General features: G+C 60.7%; 23 protein-coding genes. 11 read left to right on the forward strand and 12 right to left on the reverse strand.

Going from position 1 to position 25,090, the window contains the following annotated elements; all coding sequences use genetic code 11:
- Window positions 1-240: 240 nt before the first annotated feature.
- On the reverse strand, window positions 241-882 hold the full coding sequence (gene yihA / locus BM110_RS23780) for a ribosome biogenesis GTP-binding protein YihA/YsxC (RefSeq protein WP_010207832.1): 642 nt from the start codon (window positions 880-882) through the stop codon (window positions 241-243).
- A 192-nt stretch (window positions 883-1,074) separates the two neighbouring features.
- Between yihA and BM110_RS23785 the strand changes: the two genes are divergently transcribed.
- From BM110_RS23785 to BM110_RS23810, 6 genes are all read left to right on the forward strand, one after another.
- Complete coding sequence (locus BM110_RS23785; protein ID WP_092241416.1) at window positions 1,075-1,377, forward strand: c-type cytochrome; 303 nt, start codon at window positions 1,075-1,077, stop codon at window positions 1,375-1,377.
- A gap of 34 nt (window positions 1,378-1,411) precedes the next feature.
- Window positions 1,412-2,023, forward strand: a complete 612-nt coding sequence (locus tag BM110_RS23790) for a c-type cytochrome (protein WP_058424433.1) — start codon at window positions 1,412-1,414, stop codon at window positions 2,021-2,023.
- Window positions 2,024-2,191: 168 nt separating this feature from the next.
- The gene (dsbA, locus tag BM110_RS23795; protein ID WP_033899253.1) at window positions 2,192-2,827 is read left to right on the forward strand and encodes a thiol:disulfide interchange protein DsbA; all 636 of its coding nucleotides are present in this window, start codon (window positions 2,192-2,194) and stop codon (window positions 2,825-2,827) included.
- Between the two features lie 10 nt (window positions 2,828-2,837).
- Complete coding sequence (locus BM110_RS23800) at window positions 2,838-3,716, forward strand: endonuclease/exonuclease/phosphatase family protein (protein WP_058424434.1); 879 nt, start codon at window positions 2,838-2,840, stop codon at window positions 3,714-3,716.
- A complete protein-coding gene (locus BM110_RS23805) occupies window positions 3,713-5,755 on the forward strand; it encodes a GGDEF domain-containing protein (RefSeq protein WP_093514276.1) in 2,043 nt (680 codons plus the stop codon). The genes BM110_RS23800 and BM110_RS23805 overlap by 4 nt, the downstream gene beginning before the upstream one ends.
- An 88-nt stretch (window positions 5,756-5,843) precedes the next feature.
- Window positions 5,844-6,620 (forward strand): N-acetylmuramoyl-L-alanine amidase, encoded by a 777-nt coding sequence (locus BM110_RS23810; protein ID WP_093514277.1) that lies wholly within the window; start codon window positions 5,844-5,846, stop codon window positions 6,618-6,620.
- Here BM110_RS23810 and BM110_RS23815 read toward each other — a convergent pair.
- Both BM110_RS23815 and algB read right to left on the reverse strand, forming a co-directional pair.
- Window positions 6,617-8,404 (reverse strand): KinB sensor domain-containing domain, encoded by a 1,788-nt coding sequence (locus BM110_RS23815; protein ID WP_093514278.1) that lies wholly within the window; start codon window positions 8,402-8,404, stop codon window positions 6,617-6,619. The genes BM110_RS23810 and BM110_RS23815 overlap by 4 nt on opposite strands.
- A gap of 10 nt (window positions 8,405-8,414) precedes the next feature.
- Window positions 8,415-9,761: a sigma-54-dependent response regulator transcription factor AlgB gene (gene algB / locus BM110_RS23820; RefSeq protein ID WP_058424438.1), complete on the reverse strand. Its 1,347-nt coding sequence runs from the start codon at window positions 9,759-9,761 to the stop codon at window positions 8,415-8,417.
- Window positions 9,762-10,139: 378 nt separating this feature from the next.
- On the opposite strand from algB, the gene BM110_RS23825 reads away from it, so the two are divergent.
- The 5 genes from BM110_RS23825 (at window position 10,140) to BM110_RS23845 (ending at window position 14,521) form a co-directional block, all read left to right on the forward strand.
- Window positions 10,140-10,424 (forward strand): hypothetical protein, encoded by a 285-nt coding sequence (locus BM110_RS23825; RefSeq protein ID WP_092242367.1) that lies wholly within the window; start codon window positions 10,140-10,142, stop codon window positions 10,422-10,424.
- A gap of 75 nt (window positions 10,425-10,499) precedes the next feature.
- Entirely contained in the window at window positions 10,500-10,664 is a 165-nt protein-coding gene (locus BM110_RS23830; RefSeq protein ID WP_003170804.1) for a DUF1328 domain-containing protein, read from the forward strand.
- Between the two features lie 2 nt (window positions 10,665-10,666).
- The gene (locus BM110_RS23835; protein WP_093514279.1) at window positions 10,667-11,134 is read left to right on the forward strand and encodes an inhibitor of vertebrate lysozyme family protein; all 468 of its coding nucleotides are present in this window, start codon (window positions 10,667-10,669) and stop codon (window positions 11,132-11,134) included.
- A gap of 727 nt (window positions 11,135-11,861) precedes the next feature.
- On the forward strand, window positions 11,862-13,193 hold the full coding sequence (gene gltP, locus BM110_RS23840; RefSeq protein WP_058424440.1) for a glutamate/aspartate:proton symporter GltP: 1,332 nt from the start codon (window positions 11,862-11,864) through the stop codon (window positions 13,191-13,193).
- Window positions 13,194-13,291: 98 nt separating this feature from the next.
- Complete coding sequence (locus BM110_RS23845) at window positions 13,292-14,521, forward strand: nucleoside recognition domain-containing protein (RefSeq protein WP_071490956.1); 1,230 nt, start codon at window positions 13,292-13,294, stop codon at window positions 14,519-14,521.
- A 92-nt stretch (window positions 14,522-14,613) separates the two neighbouring features.
- Here BM110_RS23845 and BM110_RS23850 read toward each other — a convergent pair whose 3' ends face one another.
- The 9 genes from BM110_RS23850 to BM110_RS23890 all read right to left on the reverse strand — a co-directional run bounded on the left by BM110_RS23850 (window position 14,614) and on the right by BM110_RS23890 (window position 24,719).
- Window positions 14,614-15,225 (reverse strand): ABC-type transport auxiliary lipoprotein family protein, encoded by a 612-nt coding sequence (locus tag BM110_RS23850; RefSeq protein WP_092241404.1) that lies wholly within the window; start codon window positions 15,223-15,225, stop codon window positions 14,614-14,616.
- Complete coding sequence (locus BM110_RS23855) at window positions 15,222-16,160, reverse strand: MlaD family protein (protein WP_092241402.1); 939 nt, start codon at window positions 16,158-16,160, stop codon at window positions 15,222-15,224. Before BM110_RS23855 ends, BM110_RS23850 begins: the two co-directional genes overlap by 4 nt.
- A gap of 1 nt (window position 16,161) precedes the next feature.
- Window positions 16,162-16,965, reverse strand: coding sequence for an ABC transporter ATP-binding protein (locus BM110_RS23860; protein ID WP_071490959.1), 804 nt, complete (start codon window positions 16,963-16,965; stop codon window positions 16,162-16,164).
- A complete protein-coding gene (locus BM110_RS23865; RefSeq protein WP_071490960.1) occupies window positions 16,962-18,110 on the reverse strand; it encodes an ABC transporter permease in 1,149 nt (382 codons plus the stop codon). The genes BM110_RS23860 and BM110_RS23865 overlap by 4 nt, the downstream gene beginning before the upstream one ends.
- Before the next feature lie 54 nt (window positions 18,111-18,164).
- A complete protein-coding gene (locus tag BM110_RS23870) occupies window positions 18,165-19,196 on the reverse strand; it encodes a DUF5924 family protein (protein WP_071490961.1) in 1,032 nt (343 codons plus the stop codon).
- A 68-nt stretch (window positions 19,197-19,264) separates the two neighbouring features.
- A complete protein-coding gene (locus BM110_RS23875; protein ID WP_093514280.1) occupies window positions 19,265-20,650 on the reverse strand; it encodes a M16 family metallopeptidase in 1,386 nt (461 codons plus the stop codon).
- 57 nt (window positions 20,651-20,707) lie between these two features.
- Entirely contained in the window at window positions 20,708-22,366 is a 1,659-nt protein-coding gene (locus BM110_RS23880) for a Na/Pi cotransporter family protein (RefSeq protein WP_093120118.1), read from the reverse strand.
- A 212-nt stretch (window positions 22,367-22,578) separates the two neighbouring features.
- Window positions 22,579-23,346: a TerC family protein gene (locus BM110_RS23885; RefSeq protein WP_014716354.1), complete on the reverse strand. Its 768-nt coding sequence runs from the start codon at window positions 23,344-23,346 to the stop codon at window positions 22,579-22,581.
- 65 nt (window positions 23,347-23,411) lie between these two features.
- Complete coding sequence (locus BM110_RS23890; RefSeq protein ID WP_071490963.1) at window positions 23,412-24,719, reverse strand: CitMHS family transporter; 1,308 nt, start codon at window positions 24,717-24,719, stop codon at window positions 23,412-23,414.
- Window positions 24,720-25,090: the final 371 nt, after the last annotated feature.

Below are 25,090 nucleotides of genomic sequence, written 5' to 3' on the forward strand. Positions count from 1 at the left end.
GGCAGAGTGCTTTAGTGCGGAAATCGCCGTTGGTTATTTCAAATAGTTTTTCTGACTTGCCGGAACTTAACCCGTGAACTGCTACTCAGAGTTACTGAATGGGTGGTGAAGCCCTTCAATGCTCCTATGTTGTGTTAAGTGTTGGCAGATATCTGGACCCCGCCCTAGCGGTCCGGAACTTGAACCCCGAACTTCCCCTCCCCATACGAAGTCCGGGGTTTTTTTTTGCCCGCAGAAAAGTTATTCCGCGAGTTCCGCGCCTTTGTCCGCCAATTCCATCCAACCGGCCAGCACGGTATAAGCCTCTTCCAGGCCCATGCGCTTTGGTGCCGAGAACAGCTGGATCGTGATCGCGTCGCCCCAGCCCTTACGGATTTCGGACTGCACTTTGAGCAAGGTGTTCTTGGCCGCGCCGTAGGTCAGCTTGTCTGCCTTGGTCAGCAGGATATGCATCGGCATGCCGCTGGCGACCGCCCAATCGAGCATCAACAGGTCGAAATCGGTCATCGGATGGCGGATGTCCATCATCAGAATCAAGCCTTTCAAACTCTCCCGGCCACCCAGGTAAGCCTCCAGGTGACGCTGCCAGTGCAACTTCAGCGGGATAGGTACTTTTGCATAACCGTAACCCGGCAGGTCGACCAGACGCCGATCATCGTCTAGCTTGAAGAAATTGAGGAGTTGCGTGCGGCCCGGGGTTTTCGAGGTGCGCGCCAGGCTCGCGTGAGTCAGGGTGTTCAGCGCGCTGGACTTGCCGGCGTTGGAACGACCGGCAAAGGCGACTTCAAAGCCTTCGTCATCGGGGCATTGGTCAACTTTGGCGGCGCTGAGCATGAACGTGGACTGTTGGCACAGGCCGAGGATGGGATTCTTGAGTTGCATGAGATTTCCGATGTGGGCGGTGCCGAGAAAGGGTGCGGCAAGCGGTGTCGTTTCCGTTTCAGTAGCGCCAGTATATAATGCCGCAGATTTTGTGTGTGCTTTGTCCCAGCGAAGGATGAAGTTCACGGGAGCGATAGACCTTTATTGCGCATTAGAACGCAGAACGCTCTCAAACCCTGAAATGGTCGACGTATGACCAAGTGGTTGCTCGCTATCGGTGCCCTGGTCCCGCTTTACGGCGTTCAGGCTACACAGGATCCGGAAGCGGTGTACAACCGAGTTTGCGTGGCTTGCCATGCCGGCCAGTTGCCCAGCGCCCCCAGACGGGGTGACCAGGCAGCCTGGGCGCCAAGACTGGCGCAGGGCATGGACACGCTGGTGCTACACGTGACCCAGGGTTTCAAGGCAATGCCGCCGCGTGGTTTGTGCATGGACTGCAGTACTGAGGATTACCAGGCCATCATTGAATTGATGGTGAGTAAACCCGGTAGATAACTCTTAAACCCCTTAGCCGTAGTTGGATTAGCTGATGAACAAACTGATCGTGAGTCTGCTGTTGACCTTGGGCATCACCGGTGTTGCCCATGCTGCAGGCGACGCTACAGCGGGCCAGGCGAAAGCCGCCGTATGTGGTGCTTGCCATGGACCGGATGGTAACAGCCCGGCACCGAACTTCCCCAAACTGGCCGGCCAGGGCGAGCGTTACCTGACCAAGCAGATGCAGGATATCAAGTCCGGCAAGCGCACGGTCCTGGAAATGACCGGCTTGTTGACCAACCTCAGCGATCAGGACCTGGCAGACATCGCGGCGTATTTTGCCAGCCAGAAAGGCAGTGTGGGAGCTGCTGATCCGAAACTGGTGGCCCGCGGCGAGAAACTGTTCCGCGGTGGCGACCTGGATAAAGGCCTGCCGGCCTGCACCGGTTGCCATTCGCCCAATGGCGCGGGCATTGCCGCCGCCGGCTTCCCGCACTTGAGTGGCCAGCACGCCACCTACATTGCCAAGCAGCTGACCGATTTCCGTAAGGAAGAGGCCGGGCGCACCAACGATGGCGACGCGGCGATCATGCGCACCATCGCCCGCAAGTTGAGTGACGAGGACATTGCGGCGGTCTCCAGCTACATCCAGGGCCTGCACTGAGGTGCACGCAACGTTAACACTCGATTAATCCCGCGATGCAAGCATAAAAAGGGTGGCCCAGGCCGCCCTTTTTTGTGGCCGGTGCCGTTACACTAACGAACTCATGCCCGCGCGGACCTGTCACAACAAAGGTCGCGTGAGGCGACTTTATTTGTCCAGGAGTAAAGCATGCGTAATCTGATCCTCAGCGCCGCTCTCGTCACTGCCAGCCTCTTCGGCATGACCGCACAAGCCGCCGACGTGCCGCTTGAAGCCGGTAAGACCTACGTTGAATTGGCCAATCCGGTTCCGGTTTCCGAACCCGGCAAGATCGAAGTGGTGGAGTTGTTCTGGTACGGCTGCCCGCATTGCTACGCTTTTGAACCGACCATCAACCCATGGGTTGAAAAACTGCCCAAGGACGTGAACTTCAAGCGCATTCCAGCCATGTTCGGCGGCCCATGGGATGCCCACGGCCAACTGTTCCTGACCCTGGAAGCCATGGGTGTCGAGCACAAAGTCCACAACGCGGTATTCGACGCGATCCAGAAGCAAGGCAAGCGCCTGACCAAGCCGGACGAAATGGCTGACTTCGTGGCCACCCAAGGTGTCGACAAGGACAAGTTCCTGGCCACCTTCAACTCCTTCGCTATCCAGGGCCAGATCAAGCAGGCCAAGGAGCTGGCGCAGAAGTATGGCGTGCAAGGCGTACCGACCATGATCGTCAACGGCAAATACCGTTTCGACCTGGGCACTTCCGGTGGTCCTGAGCAGACCCTCAATGTTGCCGACCAACTGATCGCCAAAGAGCGCGCAGCCAAGTAAGGGGCCCGTCATGCGCCGCTGGGGTACCGAACGTGTGGTTGGCCTGCATGATCCGCAGGTCAATGAACATCACCTGGAGTCCACGGGCCTGCCGGCAGACAGCCGCCTGCGCCTGCTCAGCTTCAATATCCAGGTAGGCATCAGTACCGAGAAGTACCGGCACTACCTCACCCGTGGCTGGCAGCACCTGCTGCCCCATAACGGACGTGCTGGCAACCTGCAAAAGATCGGCAACCTGCTGAACGACTTCGACCTTGTCGCCCTGCAGGAAGCTGATGGCGGCAGCATGCGCTCCGGCTATATAAACCAGGTGGAACACTTGGCCCAGCTGGGTGCCTTCCCCTATTGGTATCAGCAGCTCAACCGTAACCTCGGGCGCCTGGCGCAGCACAGCAATGGTGTGCTCAGTCGCTTGAAGCCCTCAGTCATCGAAGATCACCCGTTACCCGGACCCAAGGGGCGGGGTGCGATCCTCGTGCGCTTTGGCGAAGGCCCGGAGGCCTTGGTGGTCGTGATGATGCACCTGGCACTGGGCGCCCGCACTCGCACGATGCAACTGGCTTACATCCGCGAGCTTATTGGCAATTACAAACACCAGGTGCTGATGGGGGACATGAATACCCACGCCAGCGACCTGTTGCAGAATTCTCCGTTGCGCGACCTCGGCCTACTGGCGCCGCAAGCCGAAGCCACGTTTCCCAGTTGGCGCCCGCAACGCTGCCTTGACCATATCCTGCTCAGTCCTACCCTCACACTCGAGAGTGTGCAGGTGCTGGCGCAGCCCATCTCCGATCACCTGCCGGTCGCGGTAGAGATTCGTCTGCCGGGTTCGCTCACGGCTGATGCATTACCCGCGTTGAGCCCTGGCCCCCGCGGACCCCTTGCATGAGCGACGACGCCCAGCGCTGGAAAGAGAAATACCTCAAGAGCATCGAGCAACAGGAAAAACTCGAACGCCGCTGGGCTGCCCGCCTCGACCTGCTGCGCCGTGGACTGGTGCGCAGCACGCTGGCGGCTGAGGGCACTGACCGCGCCGTCGACCAATGCATGAAGGAAATGCGCGACGTCGTCCGTACCGATGATATGGACGCCGCCCTCGCCGCCTTGCTGCCGCGCCTGGAAAAAGCCGTGCTGGATTCGGAGCAGCGCCGCGAAACCCGGGTCGACCAGATCAGCACCGCGCTGACTTCCCTGGTCACGCAACTACAGAAACTTCCATTGCCCCGTGAGGTGGCCCGGCCGCTGAAGACGTTCGCCAAGCAGTTGGACGGCCGCGTCGGCCAGGCGCGAGAGATCCCGCTGTTGCTCAGCGAGTTGAGCGGCCTGCAGGGCCAGGCACTGAACAACCTGGAGCCGGACGGCGAAACCGCGCGACCAGGCCCTGGGCTTTTGCAGCGCCTGTTCGGCGCCAAGGACATTGCGAACGAAGCGGTGGCGGACGAATCGACCCCCCGACCGGCCCCGCAGCTTGCGGCGACCAAGCCAGTCGCTGTCGAGCCACAGCCGTCCGAGCAATCCGAGGAGCTGACGCAAGCGTTGCGTGCCTTTGCGCCGCAGCCTCAAGAAACCGCCGCTCCGGTCATCGAGCCCGTAGCCCCCGCCCAGGAGGCCGAGCCCTCCAGCGAAACCTTCGTTTATGAAACCCCGCCTCGAGCCGACGCTATTGAAACACCCGGAGCGCGTGTCGAGCCCAAGCCTCAAGACGAAGAACCCGCACCGGAAAGCGCCCTCGCAGCCTTAATCGAAACGCCTGAAGTTCAGGTCGAGACCCCGGATGAGACCACCATTGGCAGCTTGTCGCTTCCACCGGTGCTAGAAGCGCTTGATCCTGACGAATTGCAAGCGGATGGAGCCTATGCCCTGCCCGACTCGCCAGAACCGTCCTACAGCTCCGTGGCCAAGCACATCGAAGACACTCTGCTCGGCCTGCTCGAAGAACTCTCGTTGCCCGAACGTCACCGACCCCAGGCCGAAGCCATGCGCGAGCGCCTGGCCCATGGTTTGAACTGGTACGAACTGCTGCCGATCCTCGACGATCTGGCAGTCTTGATGCTGGCGATCACCGACAGCGGCCAGCATGAGTTCGAGGCTTACCTCAAGCAGCTCAACGAACGGCTCGAGGCGTTTCAGGGTCACTTGCAAGTCGCCAGCGAGGGGCATGCCGACAGCCGCTCCGCCGCCCGTGAGCTGGACACACAGATCCGCGAACAGGTCGATGGCCTGCAAAGCAGCGTGCAGGAAGCTGCCGACCTGGACAGCCTCAAGCACGTGTTGGAAAGTCACCTTGAGGGCCTGCTCGGTACCATGGATGAGCATCAGCAGCAGCGCGACCTGCGCGAGCAGGAGACGGCGGCACGCCTCAAAGGTCTGGCTGAGCGGGTTGCCAACATGGAGCAGGAAGCCCAGGGCTATCGCGAGCACCTGGAGGTGCAGCGCCAGAAGGCGTTGATCGATCCGCTCACGGGCCTGCCCAATCGTGCCGCCTGGAGCGAGCGCCTCGATTATGAGGTAAACACCTGGCACCAGCACGGCAACAACCTATCGTTGGCGATGCTGGACCTGGATCACTTCAAGCGTATCAACGATGGCTACGGCCACCTCGCCGGCGACAAGGTGCTGAAGATCATCGCCAACGTGCTGCGCAAGCGCCTGCGCCCGACCGACTTTATCGCGCGCTTTGGTGGTGAAGAGTTTGTCTTGCTGATGCCCGACTCATCCCTGGCGGATGCCCTGGCCGTGGGCGAGGTGTTGCGTGCGGCGATTGAAGCGTGCCCGTTTCACTTCAAGGGCGAGCCGGTGACGATCACCGTGTCCATGGGCGTGGCGCAGTTCCAGCCGGGAGAGCGCAGTGATCTTGCGCTCAAGCGTGCCGATGAAGCGTTGTATCGGGCCAAGGCCGCGGGGCGCAACCAGGTACAGGCTGCCTGAAAAATGTTCCATTTTGTGATTTGACCGCTGGCTTGCGATCGGTACGTTACACTGTTGCATTATCGTCTTCTGCGTAACGTCTACCGCCATGAAATCCTTGTACTTCGCTTTTGTGTTCCTTGTGCTCGCAGGCTGTGCCAGCGGCCCTCGCCTAGACACCAACCACCCCTCGGTGAACCACGACAACCGCGTGCAGTTCGTGATCGTGCATTACACCTCGACCAACCTTGAACGCTCGCTGGCATTGCTCACCCATGGTCAGGTCAGCAGCCATTACCTGATCGGCGACGACGCCTCGGCCACCATCTACAAGCTGGTGGACGAGAGCCAGCGCGCCTGGCACGCGGGGGAAAGCGAGTGGATGGGCCGCACCTGGCTCAACTCCAGCTCCATTGGCATCGAGATCGTGAACCCAGGCTACAAGGACACACCTACGGGCCGCTTGTGGTACCCCTACTCAGAGGCGCAGGTGAAGTCCCTGGTGGTGTTGCTCAAGGACATCAGCAAGCGCAACGGTATCGACCCCAAGAATATTATTGGTCACAGCGATATCGCGCCGTTGCGCAAGCTCGACCCAGGCCCGCTGTTCCCCTGGAAGCGGCTGGCCGCCGAAGGGTTGGGCGTTTGGCCGGATGCGCAGGCCGTTGCGCGCTTTCAGGTGCAATACGCCGCCGAGCTGCCAAGCATCACCTGGTTCCAGGAAGAGCTGGCCCGCCTGGGCTACCAGACGCCCCAGACCGGCGAGTTGGATGTCGCCACGCGCCATGTGATCGCGGCGTTCCAGATGCATTTCCGGCCGTCGCTGTTCGATGGCACGCCGGATGCAGAAAGTGCAGCCATTCTGCGTGCGTTGAACCGAAGCTAGAGCGGCAGCGCCATATAGAACTGAGTGCCCTGCCCCGGTCGCGAGTACACGCCCATGCGGCCACCGTGCAATTGCACGATTTCCTTGCACAGCGCCAGCCCCAGGCCGGCGCCGCCTTTCTTGCGGCCCACCTGGACAAAGGGTTCGAAGATCCGCCCCTGCTGCCCGTAGGCGATGCCCTCGCCGTTATCCTCGACGCTGACGATCACCCGCTCGCCATGGCGCCGTGCCTGCAGGCGTATTTGCCCGCCCGCGGGAGTGTGGCGCAGCGCGTTGCCCAGTAGATTGTCGAGCACCCGCTCGAGTTGCACCTGGTCTGCATACAGCCGAGGCAGGTCGGATTGGGCTTCTACCAGCAGTTCGATATCTTGCGCGTTGGCGGGCTCGGCGAAGCGTGCGCGAGCGTGTTCGAGCAGATCGGTGACGTCGCACGGCCCCAGCGTGAGTTTTTGCAGGCCGTTCTGGTAGCGTGAGAAGTTGAGCAGGTCGTTGATCAACTGCATCAGGCGCTGCATCTCTTCATTGACGGTATCCAGCAAGTCCGCTTCACGGGACTCCGCCGGGAACTTCGCACGTTCGCGGAAGAGTCCGAAGGCCATATGCATGCCAGTCACCGGCGTACGCAGTTCATGGGAAGCGCGCAGTACGAACTCGCTGCGCACCCGCTCGAAGGCGCGTTGTTCAGTCACGTCATGCAGCACCATCACTGCGCCGAGAATATGTCCCTGGGTATGGCTGACCGGGGTCAGGCTGTAGGTCAGCAGGCGCAGTTCGCCCTCGACCTCCACTTCCAGATCCTCCGGCGCCCGCTCCAGGTTGCCGCCGCGCAGCACCAGGTGCAGTTGCTCATCCAGCTCCGGACGCGACAAGGCTTCGCCCAGGCCTTGGCCGAGGCGCTCCTCGTCCCAGCCCAGTTGGCGCTGAGCCACGGGGTTGAGATGCTCCAGGCGGCCTTGGCGGTCAATCATCAGCAAGCCATCGTCGATGCTGTCGAGCACAGCCTGCAAGCGCTGTTGGCCGGCCAGCAGTTCATCCACATTGGTCGCCTGATGCTGGCGCAGAGCTTCGGCCATGATGCCGAAGCGGCGGGTCAGCTGGTTCATTTCTGCTGCCGAGGAGATTGGCAGCGTCACCTCGAAATCCCCTTGTCCGATCTTGTCTGCCGCTTTGGCCAGCGCTTCGATCGGTCCGCCAAAACGCCGGGCGATGCCATGGGCTGTCACAAACCCGATGATCAGCACGGCAAGCCCCACCAACCCCAGTAATCCGGCGACCAATAGCGCGCGTTCGCGGGACTTGTGCTCGCTGTTGCTGATGTTTTCCAGAGCCTGCTTGTGTTCGGCGATCAGGCCATTGCGCAGCGTGTTGAAGGTATCGGTGAGTTTGTCCTTGGCGCCGGGCGGCGGCGTCGGTTGCTGGGATTCATCAAAGGCCTCCAGCAGCGCCTGATATTGGCCTCGGGCCTGACTGAAGCCCGTCCCGCGACCGTCGCGCTGTTCATGGGCAATGCCTTGATCCAGCAAGTCGAAGTAGCGCTGTTCCGAGGATTGCAGCGCCTCGGGGTCCGGCCGGTCTTCCAGCATCATGATCAATTGATCGCCCAGGCTCTGGCGTAGCTTGAGGCCCAGGTCCAGGGTGACGAAGTTGCTGCGAATCAGGGACTCCTGGGTCTTGGCCATTTGCATGACACTCACCAGGCCCAGGATCAAACCCAGCAGGGCAACGGTAATCAGCGCTGAGATGCTCAGGAATAATCGAGTGCGCAACTTCATCGCTAACTTCATAGAGTACAGCTCACAGGTTGTACTGTTTGCGTTTGCGGTACAGGGTCGACGCGTCGATGCCGAGGGTGCGGGCCGCCTGGTCCAGGGTATCGCTGGTGGCAAGCACTGCGCCGATGTGGGCTTTCTCCAACTGGTCCAGACTGAGTGCCGCGCCAATGCGTGGAGCATTGTTGCTAGGTTGTTCGGCCATGCCCAGGTGGCTGATTTCCACCTTCTCCTGCGGGCAAATGATGCTGGCGCGCTCCACCACGTTGCGCAGTTCGCGAATGTTGCCCGGCCAGCGGTAGTTGAGCAGCGCTTCGCGCGCTTCATCGCTGAAACCGCGTGCTGGTCGGGCATATTCCTTGACGAAGCGCGCCAGGAACCGGTCGGCCAGGGTCAGGATGTCTTCACTGCGCTCGCGCAACGGTGGCAGATGCAAGGTGATTACATTGAGGCGGTACAGCAAGTCTTCACGGAAGCGGCCGTCACGCACCATGTCTTCCAGGTTCAGGTTGGTGGCGGCGAGGATGCGCACATCGGCACGGCGGGTGACAGGGTCGCCCACGCGCTCGTACTCCTTGTCCTGGATGAACCGCAGTAACTTGGGTTGCAAGGTGAGGGGAAAGTCGCCGATCTCGTCGAGAAACAGCGTGCCGCCGTCCGCTTGGTTGACGCGGCCCAGGGTACTTTCACTGGCGCCGGTAAACGCCCCTCGACTATGGCCGAACAGCTCGCTTTCCATCAGTTCTGCCGTCAAAGAAGGGCAGTTGATGGTCACGCAGGATTTCTTCGAACGCTTGCTCCAGCCGTGAATTGCGCGGGCCAGTTCGCCTTTACCCGTGCCTGACTCGCCAAGGATCAGGATGTTCGCATCTGTCCCAGCCACCTGGCGCGCCGTTTCCAGCACCACCATCATTGATGGGCTGTGAGAGTCGAGGCCGTCTTTCGGCTGGCGCACTTCGCCCTCCAGGGCTTCGAGCCGCGCAGACAGTTGGCGCACTTCCAACTGCTTGGCGGTGGCCAGGCGCAGTTGATCGGGGCTGCAGGGTTTTACCAGGTAGTCAGCGGCGCCGGCCTGGATAGCATCGACGGCGGTATCGACTGCCGAATGGGCGGTGACGATCACCACGCGCATCCAGGGCGCCTGGATTCGCATCTGGGCCAGCACATCCAGGCCATTGTCTTCGCCCAGGCGCAAGTCCAGGAAGCACAGGTCGAATACCTGGCGTTGCATCAAGGCGTCGGCCTGGGCCGCGCTGTTCGCAGTGGCGACGGTGTAGCCTTCATCTTCCAGGCAATAACGGAAGGTGCGGAGGATCGCAGACTCATCGTCCACTAAAAGAATGCGGCCTTGAAGTTCCTTGGCTGATTCCATCTGTCCCGCGCTCCTTAAACTATGAATGATGGTGTTTAGTCCCGGAATAATCGGGCAAGTTGCATGGTTTATTCTGATCGATAAATAGCAGTGTCGTGCAGGTATCTGCATCACTTCCTACAAAGCCCCGTCTGATGCCGTTTTCATGCCGTCTTGCCACTTCGGCAACACCCTCTTCGTTTTCTATCCCTCGACCCGACCGCTGGCCATCGTGCATTTCGCACGGCATCCACGGGGGCATCGTGCAGGATGCTGGAGGGTGCATGAGTCTTTAGTTCATAACCATCTGATTTTATTGGGTTTTATTTTGTAAAAAAACTGGCACGCGCTCTGCAATAGCTCTTCCAACGAATAATCAAAATGCGGGAGAACAACAGCATGACTCGCCAAAGCCTCAGCCAACTGCGTGTATCGCCACTGCGCTTGCAGCAAGGCCTGTTTGCCAGCCTGGCCCTGATGGTCACGCTGATCGGTGGCCAGCAGTTGCAACATTGGCAGCAGAGTCAGCCGCAGATCCCCCAGTTTGAACGTCCGTCCATGACCCAGACCCATTTCCGTTCCGTTGGCAGTGTTGCTGCCGATGCAACAGCCCCGCAACTGCGGATGGTTGACCAGGAGTCTTTCCTGAGTGAGCTGCCATCCCAGGAGCGTTGGGTGTTCTAGGCACCAAAAGGCCACTTTCGTGGCCGCAAAGCACTACCGCTGTTACCTCTATAAAGAAGCATAAGGAGAATCACCATGTTGAGTTGGGCAATCACATTTCTGATCATCGCCATTGTGGCTGCAGTCCTGGGCTTCGGTGGTATCGCGGGCACTGCCACGGGTATCGCAAAAATTCTGTTTGTGGTGTTCCTGGTGATGTTCATCGCTTCCTTCTTCTTTGGTCGTCGCGGCCGAGGCTGAAAATGACCACTTTGTCCTTCAAAGCCATTACTGCCGCCCTGCTACTGGGCGGCAGCGGCTTGGCGATGGCCGCCAACGACGGCCAGTCCCGAGCCAACGAATTGCTCAGCGCGGACCCGCAATACCGTGAGACCTGGCAAGGCGTGGTGAAGAAAGAAGAGCGACTGCCGGAATGGGTGATGAACCTGTCCGGCACCGCTGAGCAAATGAATGCCGTGGAAGAAGATGGCGACAAGTATCTGGTCGGGCCGCTCTGCGAAACCGCGGACACCTGCCTGAACAAGCGCCTGATCGTTGCCTTCAGCCTCGACAAGGAAGATGCCTACGCCATGTTGGTGGAAGTCCCGGCCGGTCTGCCTAAGGACAAGTCGCCAACGCGGCACGCCGATTACCGTTTTATCGGTAAACCGGATGAAGGCATGCAGAAGCTGCTGATGGAGCAGCTGAAGAAAGATCCGAATTGGTACTAGGTTCCGTCTGACACGCGTGTTGTCTGCGGGGCCGGCGTCCATAGAAGGAAGCCCTCGCTTCTTTCTGTTTGCACCGCTCGCCAAGGGCGGTGCATGACCAAGGGGCCGGGTTGCTCTGATCACCTGCGATCGGCGCGACCTACGGGTACAGGGAGTGCCTGCGCAAGGGCCGGGTCAGGCGAAAAGCTGCGACGCAGGTTCACAAGCCATCGGCTTGCTGAACTTGCGGCGGGCTTTAACGCTCCTTCTTCCGTTGTTCATGCCGCCCTTAGTCGCAAATCACCTTTCTGCTCATCTCCAAACATTACTTAGTGTGTCGGGTAGACCATCTATCGATAAATTTTGGTGGGTGCCATAGGACATTTCCGACACTAAATGATGGAATTCTCAGGCATTTCCGCCAGGTCCCCGGAGACGTCCCGAATCTCTGAGCGAGCCGGGTTTGGCCGGTTCACGGCATTTTTGTCGGACAAAATGTCACATTTGAACTGACCGTTCGGACAGTTATTATTAAAAAATCTCATGCCGATTCGGCATAGGGTAGGCGTTTACGGCATTAGACGTCGAACCCTTGCATGGGAATAGTTGCGCCTTTTTTCGCCTGCCAGTAAGCCATTTCGGCCATGCTGCGGTGACCTTCCATGGAGGCAGATGCACACACTTTTTCGCTCTCGAGCGTTGCGGCTGGCGCATTTGCCTTAAGTTCACTTGAAGTAAGGGTAATGACATGAAGAAGGCAAAGCTAAGCCTCGCCTGGCAGATCCTCATCGGTTTGGTGCTGGGGATCGCAATCGGTGCAGTGCTTAACCATTTCAGTGCTGAAAAAGCCTGGTGGATCAGCAACGTATTGCAGCCAGCGGGCGATATCTTTATCCGCCTGATCAAGATGATCGTGATCCCGATTGTGATTTCCTCGCTGATCGTCGGCATTGCCGGTGTGGGTGATGCGAAGAAACTCGGGCGCATCGGCGTCAAAACCATCCTTTACTTCGAAATCGTCACCACCATCGCCATCGTGGTCGGCCTGCTGCTGGCCAACCTGTTCCACCCGGGCGCGGGTATCGACATGAGTACCCTGGGTACCGTCGACATCTCCAAGTACACCGCCACCGCCGCCGAAGTGCAGCATGAGCATGCGTTTATCCAGACCATCCTCAACCTGATCCCGTCGAACATCTTCGCCGCCGTCGCCCGTGGCGAGATGCTGCCGATCATCTTCTTCTCGGTGCTGTTCGGCCTTGGCTTGTCGAGCCTCAAGCCTGAGCTGCGTGAGCCGCTGGTGACCATGTTCCAGGGCGTGTCCGAGAGCATGTTCAAAGTCACTCACATGATCATGAAGTACGCCCCCATCGGGGTCTTCGCACTGATCGCGGTGACCGTTGCCAACTTCGGCTTTGCCTCGCTGCTGCCGCTGGCCAAACTGGTGATCCTGGTTTACGTCGCTATCCTGTTCTTCGCTTTCGTGATCCTCGGCCTGATTGCCCGCCTGTTCGGCTTCTCGGTGATCAAGCTGATGCGCATCTTCAAGGATGAGCTGGTACTGGCCTACTCCACCGCCAGTTCCGAGACCGTGCTGCCGCGTGTGATCGAGAAGATGGAAGCCTACGGCGCGCCGAAAGCCATCTGCAGTTTCGTGGTGCCGACCGGTTACTCGTTCAACCTCGACGGTTCGACCTTGTACCAGAGCATCGCGGCGATCTTCATTGCCCAGCTGTATGGCATCGACCTGTCGATCGGCCAGCAATTGATGCTGGTGCTGACCCTGATGGTCACCTCCAAAGGCATCGCTGGCGTGCCGGGTGTGTCCTTCGTGGTGCTGCTGGCCACCCTGGGCAGCGTGGGCATTCCGCTGGAAGGCCTGGCGTTCATCGCCGGTGTCGACCGCATCATGGACATGGCGCGTACTGCCCTGAACGTGATCGGCAATGCCTTGGCCGTGCTGGTGATCTCCCGTTGGGAAGGCATGTACGACGACGCCAAGGGCGAGCGCTACTGGAACTCGCTGCCGCATTGGCGCACCAAGACAGCCGCACCGGTCGCCCAGGCCACCCGCAGCTGATAGCGTGACGGCTTAAAGACAAACCCCGGAAAATTCCGGGGTTTGTCGTTTCTGCCGGCCCCGCTATCATTCGTCCCATTCTTCGGGGGATTCAACTGATGCTCAATGGCCTGTGGCTTGGCTTCTTTGTCGTGGCAATGGTGTCGGCACTGGCGCAATGGCTGGTCGGCGGTAACGCCGGGATATTCGCGGCAATGGTCGAAAGCATTTTCGCCATGGCCAAATTGTCGGTGGAAGTCATGGTGCTGTTGTTCGGCACCCTGACGCTGTGGCTGGGTTTTCTGCGCATCGCAGAGAAAGCCGGGATCGTCGATTGGCTGGCCAAGGCCCTCGGCCCGCTGTTCCGCCGTTTGATGCCGGAAGTGCCCGCCGGCCACCCGGCCATCGGCTTGATCACCCTCAACTTTGCCGCCAACGGCCTGGGCCTGGATAACGCCGCCACCCCCATCGGGCTCAAGGCCATGAAGGCCTTGCAGGAACTCAACCCCATCCCCAACACCGCCAGTAACGCGCAGATCCTGTTCCTGGTGCTCAACGCGTCTTCATTGACGCTGTTGCCGGTAACCATCTTCATGTACCGCGCCCAGCAAGGCGCGGCGGACCCGACGCTGGTGTTCCTGCCGATCCTGCTCGCAACCAGTGCATCCACGCTGGTGGGGCTGCTCTCGGTGGCAATCATGCAGCGCCTGCGGCTGTGGGACCCGGTGGTGCTGGCGTACCTGGTCCCCGGTGCGCTGGTCTTGGGTGGTTTCATGGCGTTGTTGGCGACGCTCTCCGCCACGGCGCTGGCCGGGCTGTCCTCGATCCTTGGCAACCTCACCTTGTTCGGCCTGATCATGCTGTTCCTGGTGATCGGTGCGCTGCGCAAGGTCAAGGTCTACGAGGCGTTTGTCGAAGGCGCCAAGGAAGGCTTCGACGTGGCGAAGAACCTGCTGCCGTACCTGGTGGCGATGCTCTGCGCCGTGGGGGTGTTGCGAGCGTCGGGCGCGTTGGACTTCGGCCTTGAAGGCATACGCCATGTGGTCGCCTGGACGGGCATGGACACGCGCTTTGTCGATGCCTTGCCGACCGCGATGGTCAAGCCATTCTCCGGCAGTGCCGCGCGGGCGATGTTGATCGAGACCATGCAGACCCAGGGCGTGGACAGCTTCCCTGCACTGGTCGCGGCGACGATCCAGGGCAGTACCGAGACCACTTTCTATGTGTTGGCGGTGTATTTCGGCTCGGTGGGCATCCAGCGCGCGCGGCACGCCGTGGGCTGTGCGTTGCTGGCGGAGTTGGCCGGCGTCGTTGCGGCGATTGCGGTGTGCTATTGGTTCTTTGGTTAAGGCTCGGATTGCTATCGGGGGCAAGCCCCCTCCCACAGGTTGATCTGTGAACACATTCAAATGTGGGAGGGGGCTTGCCCCCGATGAGGCCCTCAGTGTTTAGCTGCACTATTGCCTTGCTGAACAACCCAATCCACCACCTGCTTATTCAACTGATCCCCCGCCTGCCCAAACCCGGCGACCACCGCCGGCACCTTGGTGTCGCTCACCGGCTGCCTCACCTCAAACCGTCGGCTGGCCACGATCCGTTGATCACTGCCGCGTACCAGCCGCGCATCCAGGCGAATCACCACCTCTACCGCACCGCCGTGATATTCACTCTGGAACGCCTGCAATTGCCCACCCAGTTCGTAGTCGGACTGCAGGTTGGTGTCATCGGTGCTCAGCAGCGTCACCCGGCCATCACGCTGGAAGCCGTCCATGAAGCGGTTGCGCAACAGCACCGGCGCCGGATCGCTCCAGCGCGAGTTCGCATAGCTGCTGATCAGGTCGCCAGTGGGCACCACGGCAATGCGCGGGCTGTCGAGAAACTCGCTGGTCTGCGGCTTGTTCACACGCAGTGACCAGCTGACCGGCGCGCCCTGGCTGGCGGTCTGCGCCGCGGCAAGGCGATACACATCCGAAGGGTCGGCCTTGGGCAGAATCGAACACGCGCTCACTAGCGCCAGGGCCAAAGGGGCGATCATTGTGTAAGCACGCTTCATGGCGTGAACTCCTTGTTCTTGTCGCTGCCCAGCAAGTAACCGCTGGGGTTGGCTTCCAGGCGGCGGGAGATGGCGCGCAGCGAACCGAGGGTTTCGCGCAGCTCGCGCACGGCCGGCGCCAGTTCGTTGAGGCCTTGCATGCCGCTGTTCACCGAGTCCTTGTTGTTGGTCAGCAAGGTGTTGATGGTCGCGGTGCTTTGTTCAAGAGATTTCATGGCCTGCTCGGCGCTGCCGAAGGCCTGCTTGCCTTGTTCGTTGAGCAAGCCATTGGCGTTGCGCATGAGCACGGTGGTCTGTTCCAGCGCCGCAGTCGCCTGCTTGCTCACCTGCATCAGTTGCTGCATCACCACCTTGATATCGCCGCGCTGGTCGGCAATCGCGCCGGTGGTTTGCTGCAGGTTCTCCAGGGTGTTGCTCAGGCGTTCGACGTTCTCGCGGGAGAACATGTGATTGGCGTTGTGCAACAGCAGGTTGACGCTGGTCATCAGGTCGTTGCTGTTGTTGAGCAAGCGCGCGATGGGCGATGGCGAGGCGATGATCTGCGGCAGGTTGCCGTCCTTGCCCTTGAGCTCGGGACTCTGCGGGGTGCCGCCACTGAGCTGGATGATCGAGGTGCCGGTGATACCGGTCAGGGCGAGCTTGGCCTGGGTGTCTTCCTTGATCGGCGTCTGCCCGGCCAGGCGGATGCGCGCGAGCACGCGGCGCGGGTCCTTGGGGTCCAGGCTCAGGCTGATCACGTCGCCCACCTTGATCCCGCTGTACTGCACCGAGCTGCCCTGGGACAGGCCGCTGACCGCCTCGTTGAAGATTACTTCGTAGTCCTGGAAGGCGCTGTCGACGCTGGACTTGGCCAGCCACAGGCCGAACAGCATCGCGCCGACCACCACGATCACACTGAACAGACCGATCATCACATGATGGGCTCGGGTTTCCATGTCATACCTCGTTGAGCGATTGAGCGGCATCCAATGCCGCGCGGCCACGGGGGCCGTGGAAATATTCGTGGATCCACGCGTCGTCGGTTTCCGAGACAACATCGATGGCATCGGCCACCAGCACTTTCTTCTGTGCCAGCACCGCCACGCGGTCGGTAATGGTGTACAGCGTGTCCAGGTCGTGGGTGACCAGGAATACGCTCAGGCCCAGCGCATCGCGCAGCGTCAGGATCAGTTGGTCGAATTGCGCTGCACCGATGGGGTCGAGGCCCGCCGTGGGTTCGTCGAGGAACAGAATGTCCGGGTCCAGCGCCAATGCGCGGGCCAGGGCGGCGCGCTTGATCATGCCGCCGGACAGCGACGCCGGATATTTGTCCGCCGCCGACAATGGCAGCCCGGCCAGGGCCAGCTTGACGGCGGCCAAGTGCTCGGCGTCGCGGCGGCTGAGGCCGGCGTGTTCGATCAAGGGCAGCGCGACGTTTTCGGTAACGGTCAGCGAGGAAAACAACGCGCCCTTCTGGAATAGCACGCCAAAGCGTCGTTCCACCAAAGAGCGTTCGTGCTCCGGCAGGCTCGGCAGGTTCTTGCCGAACACCCGCACCTCACCTTCGCTGGGACGACGCAGGCCGACAATGCTGCGCAACAGCACCGACTTGCCGCTGCCGGAGCCGCCAACCACTGCGAGGATCTCGCCCTTGTACAAATCCAGGTCGAGGTTTTCATGCACGCTCTGGCTGCCAAAGCGATTGCACAGGCCGCGCACTTCAATCACCGCCTCACTGGGCGCTCGGTGTAGACGACTCACCAGCCCATCTCCATGAAAAACAGCGCGGCCACGGCATCCATCACGATCACCACAAAGATCGATTGCACCACGCTGGAGGTGGTGTGGGCACCGACCGATTCGGCGCTGCCGCTGACCTTGAAGCCTTCCAGGCAACCAATCGCAGCGATCAGGAACGCAAAGATCGGCGCTTTCACCATACCCACGAGGAAGTGCTGCACGCCGATGTCCGATTGCAGCAGCGAGAGGAACATCGCCGGCGAAATATCCAGGGCCACCGCGCACACCACGCCGCCGCCAATGATGCCCGAGAGCATTGCCAGGAACGTCAGCATCGGCAGCGCCACCAGCAGCGCCAGCACGCGGGGCAGTACCAGCAGTTCCATCGGGTCCAGGCCCAGGGTGCGGATCGCGTCGATTTCTTCGTTGGCCTTCATCGAGCCGATCTGTGCGGTAAAGGCACTGGCGGTGCGGCCGGCGATCAGGATCGCGGTGAGCAAGACGCCGAATTCCCGTAGGAAAGAGAACGCCACCAGGTCTACCGTGAAGATCGTCGCACCGAAGCTCTTGAGCACCGTGGCGCCGAGGAAGGCCACCACCGCACCCACCAGGAACGTCAGCAAAGCCACGATGGGCGCGGCATCCAGTCCGACCTGTTCGAGGTGCGCAACCATGGGCGTCACGCGCCAGCGCTTGGGGCGCAAGATGCTACGGGCGAAGGTTTCGAGAATCAGGCCGACGAAACCCAGGAGTTTCTTGGTGTCCTGCCAGACCGTGTCCACCGCACGGCCGATACGTGCCAGAACCTGAATGCCCGCCGCTTCTTCCGGGGCTTTTTCCGGCACGCAAAAATCATTCAGGGAACGGTAGACGGTCTTGAGCAGCGCGCGGTCGGCGGCAGACAAGCTGCAATCGGTCTGTTCGGCGGACTGCTCGATGCGGGTGGGTCCCAGCAGTTCCACCAGCAACGAGGCGCCGGCGGTATCTAGGGCGCCGAGGCCGTTGAGGTCGATGCGCGCGCCGGCGTCGTATTGGCCGTCGAGCTTGTCCGACAGCTTTTTCAGGCTGGCATAGTGGGCAAGCGTCCAGTCCCCCGTAATCCGCAGTTGTGGCGGGGTGGTGGACGTATCGAGGTGGGCTGCGCCGGCCGTTGTAGGGGGGGTCATAAGCTCCGAGCTTGTTTGGCTATCCACAGTTCCTACGTAATAGCACGATACGGCCTACTTTGGGTTGTCCGTTTGTGCTGAGTCCGTCACCTTGAAGCGCAGCACACCGATCACCTGCCCGTCTTCGGTCAGCACCCGCACCTGCCAGCGGCCCACGGCGTCGGCCGGGAAGTTCTGCTTGTGGGTCCACGCGCGGTAACCCTCTTTGCGCCCGCCGTGGATATCCAGGGCGATGCGGTCGACCTCTTGGCCGTTGAATTTCCACACGTGGTAGATGCGTTCATCCAGTCCACGCGGCGCATTGATCGCGGTATAGGCGTACAGCCCACCGCTGCGCAGTTGGGCGGCAGTGACTTCCTTGAGGTCGTCGCCTGGTGTGCGGTCCTGCAGTTGGGTGCTGATGGCCACTTCGGTCATCCACAAGGTGGCCGGAGGCACCCAACTGCGCAGGAACCACCCGGCGCAGCCGATGGCGGCGGTGACCCCGAGCAGCATCGCCCAGCCTTTGACGCTACGCAGCGGCAGGCTTACCGCCAGGCTGGGGATCGACAGTGCCATGGCCACGCCGAGGGCCAGTTTGTAACTCTCGGCGGTGGTCAGGTGCAGGATGATCGGCAACGCGGTGAGCAGCGCCGCGAACAGCGTAAAGGTGTGCAGTGCAAGGAACAGCGAGCGCTTGGGCGCCAGCCACTTGTAGTACAGCGGGTCGGTGATCGAGATCAGCGCCGCCGCGCCAAGCAAGCCCGTGAATACTGATTGGCCACTGTTCCACGCGGTGGTGACGAAAAAGAACGGCAGCACGAAAAACAGACTTTCCTGGTGGATCATCTGGGTTGCGTAGCGCAACAGCGGTTCGGGGATTTCGCGCTTGAAAATCCTGGTGAACAGCTGGGTGAAGCTGTTTTCCAGCATCAGCCACAGCCAGCTCACCAGCATGATCACCGCAATCCAGCTGGCCATGCCCTGCTGGCGATCCACCAGGATGAAGCTGCCCACGCCTGAGATAAAACCGCCGAGTGCAATCACCCCTGGGTAGCGCTTGATCAGCTCGAGGATGCGCTGGATTAAGTGGGTCAGGTTTGGCATTCGGCGGTTCACAGTCTTGTAGGAAAAAATCCCAGACAGAATAACGTCTTAGGCCGTTGTCCGGTGCCTCATTGCGCAATCCGTTTGCGATAAAGCCGCACGCCGATCAGCACAAAGGCGATCAGTCCCAGCACTGCGGCGCCGATCCAGCTCAGCATGTCGTAGCTGAGCAGCGGTTTTTCGATACGCCAGTAACCGGGCTGCTTGAACACTTCACGCATGGCCTGGTTGGTCTGGTCCAGGCTCACGGCCTTGATGCGCTTGGCTGGGTCACTGAAGTGGCCGTTGTTGTAATCGCCGGACGCGCTCCAGTAGTAGTCGGCCAAGGCGCTGTTGCCTTGCACGGCCCACGCCTGGCGCGCAATGGCAGCTTGTTGCAGTCGCGCAAATACCGCTGGGTCGAGGCCGTCCTTGAGCAGTCGGGCCTTGAGGTCCTGGAGTACGTGTTCCGCTTCGGGGAGGTTTTCCCGCTCTAAGTCGGCATTCAGGCTGAGGAAACCGACACCGCCGAGTACTTCGCGCTCGCTCCAGGGGCCGTAGGACAAACCGAGCTTGAGACGCAGTTGGCGGTACAGCGCCCAGTCGAGGTAATCCTTGAGCAGGTCGTAGGTTTCATCATGCCCCTCGTCCAGCACCGGTTCGGGAAACAACCAGTGCAACTTGGCGCTGTTGCCGACCCAGCCGTGGATCAACTCGCGATGGCTGGCAGCGGCGTGTTGTATTTCCGGCAGCGCCGGATGCTCAGTGGGGTCGACCGGGTCGAGTTGGCCGTAGGTGCGTTCCAGGTAGGCGGGCAGCAGTTTGTCGAGGTCGCCGACGATAATCAGGGTCATGTTGTTGGGGGCGTACCAGCGTGCGCGCAGGTTCTCCAACTGGTCGCGGGTCAGGTGGTCGACCTCGGCGCGCTCGGCGCATTTGAGCCCCAGTTCGACGGCCAATTGGTTGCTGGCGGTGTGGCCCAGGTCCTGGCGGTCCAACAGGCGTTGCAGGTGTGAGTAGTGTCCGCCGTCTTCGCGCTCCACTACCCGCTTGGCGGCGTTGATATTGGCGTCGGTCAGTTCGGTGCGGGTGATGATCGCCAGCAGCAGGTCCAGCACTTTGCGCTGGTTTTGCGCGGGCGCCTCGATCACAAAGGTGGTGTCGGCGTTGCTGGTGTAGGCATTCCACTCGCCGCCCAGGGCTTGCATACGGTCTTCCAGCTCGGCTTCGCCACCGCCGTCGATGCCGCTGAACAGCAAGTGTTCGAGCAGGTGCGGCAGTTCCTTGTCTGCGCAGTTGAAGTCATCCAGGCCTACACCGACCACCAGGCGGATCGCTACATGCCCGCGTTCGGTGCCGGGTTTGAGCAACAATTGCAGGCCGTTGGGCAAGGTGTAGCCCTCGACTTGCAGGCGGTCAAAGGCAAAGGCGTGGGCAGATCCCATGAGCAGGCAAGCGAACAACAGGCGACGCATAACAAGCTTCCTGGCGAGTGAGGTCATTTTTAACTGACTTCACGGGCCACCGTACGTTCAGGGCGAATGTGTGATGTCGGCAATATCTTCGGCGGAGAGCGCGCCGGTGTCAGACGTTTCCAACACTACATAGGCACTGCTGCAAAACAACGAGTTCAGGCGTTTCATATCGGCAATCAGTTCCAGGTGCAGGGAGCTGGTCTCCAGGCTCTGGACGATCTTGCGCTGAAGGCGGCTGACATGGGCGTGGGCCAAGCGCCGCTCCTGGGCGCGGAAGCGGCGCTTCTCGCGCAGCAACTGGCGGGCGCTTTCCGGGTCGGCACTGAGGAACACCGACAACCCCAGGCGCAGGTTGGCGATCAACTGGCTGTGCAGGCCGGTGAGTTCTTCCAGGCCCACTTCGGAGAACTGACGACGCTGGGAGGTTTTCTGCTGCTGGACTTTGCGCAGCATGCGTTCGATCAGGTCGCCGGCCAGTTTCAGGTTGATCGACAGTTCGATGATCTCGGCCCAGCGCCGATTGTCATGTTCACTGAGGTCTTCCCGGGGCATCTGGGCCAGGTAGAGTTTGATCGCGCTGTACAGCGCTTCGACATCATCGCTGAGGCTGCGCATTTCCTGAGTGATCGCGGTCTGCTTGCCGCGCAGCACTTCGAGCATGGCGGTGAGCATATTGTCGATCAGGTCGCCCAGGCGCAGGGTCTCGCGGGCAGCGTTGGCCAGTGCCAGGCTGGGTGTGGCCAGGGCGGCCAGGTCCAGATGGCGTGGTTTGGCCTTGCCGTTCATCTCTTCGCGCTCAGGCAGCAACCAGGCACACAAGCGGGCCATCGGGCCAATGGTGGGCAACAGGATCAGGCAACGGCTGACGTTGTAGAGCAGGTGGAAGGTGATGACCATGCCTTGCGCGCTGTAGTCCAGGCCATCCATCCAGCGTACGAGCGGGTCGAGCACCGGGATGATCAGCAGCAGGCCGATCAATTTGTACAACAGGCTGCCCAAGGCTACCTGGCGTCCGGCGGCGTTCTGCATGCTGGTGCTGAGGAACGCCAGCACGCCGCTGCCGATGTTGGCGCCGATCACCAGGCCGATGGCCACGTGCAGGCCGATCACACCGGCGCCGGCCAGGGTGGCCGTCAGCAGGACGGCGGCCAGGCTGGAGTAGGAAATCATCGCGAACAAGGCGCCGACCAGAGCGTCGAGCAGGATGTCGCCGGTCAGCGACGCGAAGATGACTTTGACGCCCTGGGCGTGGGTAATCGGTCCGGCCGCTTCCACAATCAATTGCAGTGCGAGGATGATCAACCCGAGGCCGATACCCACCCGGCCCAACTGCCCTGCCCGCGTCTGTTTGCGTGACAGGAAGAAGATCACCCCGAGAAAAATCAGCAGTGGCGACAGCCAAGACAAATCAAACGTCAGCACCCGCGCCATCAGCGCGGTACCGACGTCGGCGCCGAGCATGGTCGCCAGGGCGGGCATCAGCCCCATCAGGCCTTGGCCGACAAAGGACGTGACCAGCATTGCCGTGGCGTTGCTGCTCTGCACCATGGCCGTCACCAGGATACCGGCGATAAACGCCAGCCAGCGCTTGGACATGTTCTGCCCGATGACTTGGCGCAAGTTGGAACCGTAGACCCGCAGGATGCCGGTACGGACGATATGCGTGCCCCAGATAAGCAGGGTCACGGCGGAAAGCAGATTGAGCAAGGTCAGCATGCTCGGCCCCCCGTGTGGGTGCGCTCGAAAATGAGCGAAGGAAAGTTGCCGCGTGCCGCTCTACGTCTTGTACTTAAGCTGTAGTTGGCGAATGCGCTCTGCGCCAGCATCGCATAGCTAAAGTGGGGATTGAAATAAAACTGTCATGAAATCAGCTTTTTGCGGATAAAAATAAGGGGCCTGTGCAGGCCCCTTAATTGTCTGGCTCGGGTTTATTGACCCGGAATGTCTTTGCGCAGTTTCACAGGATCCTGCTGTTTCTTCTTTTTCGCGATCGCGGTGCGCATCTTGATGTTCACCGCTTCCACCGCCAGCGAGAACGCCATGGCGAAGTAGACATAGCCTTTTGGCACATGCACATCGAAGGATTCGGCGATCAGCACGGTACCGACTACCAGCAGGAACGACAACGCGAGCATCTTCAACGACGGGTGCTTGTCGATGAATTCGCTGATGGTGCCGGCCGCCAGCATCATCACCAGCACCGCTACGACAATCGCCGCGACCATCACTGGCACGTGGGAGACCATGCCGACCGCAGTGATCACCGAGTCCAGGGAGAACACGATGTCGATGATCGCGATCTGGATGATGGTGTAGATGAACTTGCCACCGGCGCCCTTCGGCTCGTCGTGGGTTTCGTCTTCACCTTCCAGCGCGTGGTACATCTCCTGGGAGCTTTTCCACAGCAGGAACAGGCCACCGAAGAACAGGATCAGGTCGCGACCGGAGATGCCTTGGCCGAAGACCACGAACAGGTCGGCGGTCAGTTGCATCACCCAGGTGATCGACAACAGCAACAGGATGCGCGTGACCATGGCCAGGGCCAGGCCGAAGATCCGGGTGCGTGCCTGCATGTGCTTGGGCATGCGGCTGACCAGGATCGAAATCATGATGATGTTATCGATGCCCAGGACGATCTCGAGGGCCGTCAGGGTGAAGAAGGCAATCCAGATTTCCGGATTGGTCAGCCATTCCATGTGTATTCCTTTAAGCGAGTGTTAAACCGCGCAAGCTGCAGCGCCGCGCGGTTGGGTGTTTGGGATTATAGAGTGCTGAAAAGCGGAATAATCCCCATCAGCAAAGCGGCGACCATTATGCACAGGCATACCAGCACTGCCCACTTGAGGGTGAAGCGCTGGTGATCGCCAAATTCGATACCTGCCAAAGCGACCAACAGGTAGGTCGAGGGCACCAGTGGGCTCAACAGGTGCACGGGTTGTCCGACGATCGACGCACGTCCCATTTCTGCAGCCGTGATGCCGTAGTGGCTGGCGGCTTCGGCGAGTACGGGCAGCACGCCATAGTAGAACGCGTCGTTGGACATGAAGAAGGTGAACGGCATGCTCACCAGTGCGGTGATCACCGCCAGGTAAGGGCCCAATGCATCTGGGATGACCGCCAGCAGGCTCTTGGACATGGCATCGACCATGCCGGTGCCCGACAGGATGCCAGTGAAGATACCGGCCGCGAAGATCAACCCAACCACCGCCAGTACGCTGCCGGAGTGGGCGGCGACGCGGTCTTTCTGCATCTGCAGGCACGGGTAGTTGACGATCATCGCGATACTGAACGCCACCATGAACAGTACCGGCAGCGGCAGCAGGCCGGCGATCAGCGCGCACATCAGGGCGAAGGTCAGCGCGCCGTTGAACCAGATCAGTTTTGGGCGACGGGCGTCCGGGTATTGGGAGACGCTGATCTCGCTGTGGTCGATCTCATCGCCTTGCAGGTGCAGTTCGCCCAGACGTGCGCGCTCGCGCTTGCCGTACAGGTAGGCGATCGCCAGGATCGCGACCACGCCGGCGGCCATCGCCGGGATCATCGGCACGAAAATGTCCGAAGGGTCCACATGCAATGCACTGGCGGCACGAGCGGTCGGGCCACCCCAAGGGGTCATGTTCATCACGCCACCGGCGAGAATGATCAGACCAGCCATGATCCGTGGGCTCATGCCGATGCGCTGGTACAGCGGCAACATGGCGGCCACGCAGATCATGTAGGTGGTGGCGCCGTCACCGTCCAGGGACACGACCAAGGCCAGTACAGCGGTGCCGACCGAGACTTTCAGCGGGTCGCCCTTGACCATTTTGAGGATCTTGCGCACGGCCGGGTCGAACAGGCCGGAGTCGATCATCAGGGCGAAGTACAGAATGGCGAACATCAGCATCACGCCGGTCGGCGCAAGCTTGGTGATACCGGCCAGCATCATTGGGCCGATCTCGGGTGCGAAGCCACCGAACAGCGCGAACAGGATCGGCACGATGATCAGGGCGATCAGCGCGGACAGGCGCTTGGTCATGATCAGGAACATGAACGTGATGACCATGGCAAAGCCAAGGAAAGTCAGCATAGGAATACTCCAGGCGTAGCGCGGCTAGGGAATGGCGAACCGGGTGGCGGTCAGCGCAGAACGAAAGGCACGAGGCGTACGGGTGGAGTTGGGGCGAACAGGCGGGTACGGGCGGACATCGGGAATCACCATTGTTGTTGTTAACAGCCGGTCTGTTGCCGGCAGTGGGGGCGATCCTAGACGGGTAAGCTTTCAGCCAGCTTTCGCTGAAAAAACAGGTGACGAAGGGGATGCACGCGGTCCCTGGATTTATGTAGATCAACATGTGGGAGGGGGCTTGCCCCCGATAACAGGGTGCCAGTCACTGCATGCGCAGGCTGACACACCGCTATCGGGGGCAAGCCCCCTCCCACATTTGTCTATATTTTGCT

This window comes from Pseudomonas sp. NFPP28 (genome assembly GCF_900115535.1).
GTDB lineage: Bacteria > Pseudomonadota > Gammaproteobacteria > Pseudomonadales > Pseudomonadaceae > Aquipseudomonas > Aquipseudomonas extremorientalis.

What these genes read in the sequence shown, in the direction of transcription:
- BM110_RS23785 (WP_092241416.1), top strand. Translation starts at nt 1,075, where the DNA reads ATGACCAAGTGGTTGCTCGCTATCGGTGCCCTGGTCCCGCTTTACGGC.
- yihA (WP_010207832.1), bottom strand. Translation starts at nt 882, where the DNA reads ATGCAACTCAAGAATCCCATCCTCGGCCTGTGCCAACAGTCCACGTTC.
- BM110_RS23865 (WP_071490960.1), bottom strand. Translation starts at nt 18,110, where the DNA reads ATGACCCCCCCTACAACGGCCGGCGCAGCCCACCTCGATACGTCCACC.
- BM110_RS23830 (WP_003170804.1), top strand. Translation starts at nt 10,500, where the DNA reads ATGTTGAGTTGGGCAATCACATTTCTGATCATCGCCATTGTGGCTGCA.
- BM110_RS23815 (WP_093514278.1), bottom strand. Translation starts at nt 8,404, where the DNA reads ATGAAGTTAGCGATGAAGTTGCGCACTCGATTATTCCTGAGCATCTCA.
- BM110_RS23855 (WP_092241402.1), bottom strand. Translation starts at nt 16,160, where the DNA reads ATGGAAACCCGAGCCCATCATGTGATGATCGGTCTGTTCAGTGTGATC.
- BM110_RS23850 (WP_092241404.1), bottom strand. Translation starts at nt 15,225, where the DNA reads ATGAAGCGTGCTTACACAATGATCGCCCCTTTGGCCCTGGCGCTAGTG.
- BM110_RS23890 (WP_071490963.1), bottom strand. Translation starts at nt 24,719, where the DNA reads ATGCTGACTTTCCTTGGCTTTGCCATGGTCATCACGTTCATGTTCCTG.
- BM110_RS23835 (WP_093514279.1), top strand. Translation starts at nt 10,667, where the DNA reads ATGACCACTTTGTCCTTCAAAGCCATTACTGCCGCCCTGCTACTGGGC.
- BM110_RS23825 (WP_092242367.1), top strand. Translation starts at nt 10,140, where the DNA reads ATGACTCGCCAAAGCCTCAGCCAACTGCGTGTATCGCCACTGCGCTTG.
- BM110_RS23845 (WP_071490956.1), top strand. Translation starts at nt 13,292, where the DNA reads ATGCTCAATGGCCTGTGGCTTGGCTTCTTTGTCGTGGCAATGGTGTCG.
- BM110_RS23805 (WP_093514276.1), top strand. Translation starts at nt 3,713, where the DNA reads ATGAGCGACGACGCCCAGCGCTGGAAAGAGAAATACCTCAAGAGCATC.
- BM110_RS23875 (WP_093514280.1), bottom strand. Translation starts at nt 20,650, where the DNA reads ATGCGTCGCCTGTTGTTCGCTTGCCTGCTCATGGGATCTGCCCACGCC.
- BM110_RS23790 (WP_058424433.1), top strand. Translation starts at nt 1,412, where the DNA reads ATGAACAAACTGATCGTGAGTCTGCTGTTGACCTTGGGCATCACCGGT.
- dsbA (WP_033899253.1), top strand. Translation starts at nt 2,192, where the DNA reads ATGCGTAATCTGATCCTCAGCGCCGCTCTCGTCACTGCCAGCCTCTTC.
- BM110_RS23885 (WP_014716354.1), bottom strand. Translation starts at nt 23,346, where the DNA reads ATGGAATGGCTGACCAATCCGGAAATCTGGATTGCCTTCTTCACCCTG.
- gltP (WP_058424440.1), top strand. Translation starts at nt 11,862, where the DNA reads ATGAAGAAGGCAAAGCTAAGCCTCGCCTGGCAGATCCTCATCGGTTTG.
- BM110_RS23870 (WP_071490961.1), bottom strand. Translation starts at nt 19,196, where the DNA reads ATGCCAAACCTGACCCACTTAATCCAGCGCATCCTCGAGCTGATCAAG.
- BM110_RS23800 (WP_058424434.1), top strand. Translation starts at nt 2,838, where the DNA reads ATGCGCCGCTGGGGTACCGAACGTGTGGTTGGCCTGCATGATCCGCAG.
- BM110_RS23810 (WP_093514277.1), top strand. Translation starts at nt 5,844, where the DNA reads ATGAAATCCTTGTACTTCGCTTTTGTGTTCCTTGTGCTCGCAGGCTGT.
- BM110_RS23880 (WP_093120118.1), bottom strand. Translation starts at nt 22,366, where the DNA reads ATGCTGACCTTGCTCAATCTGCTTTCCGCCGTGACCCTGCTTATCTGG.
- algB (WP_058424438.1), bottom strand. Translation starts at nt 9,761, where the DNA reads ATGGAATCAGCCAAGGAACTTCAAGGCCGCATTCTTTTAGTGGACGAT.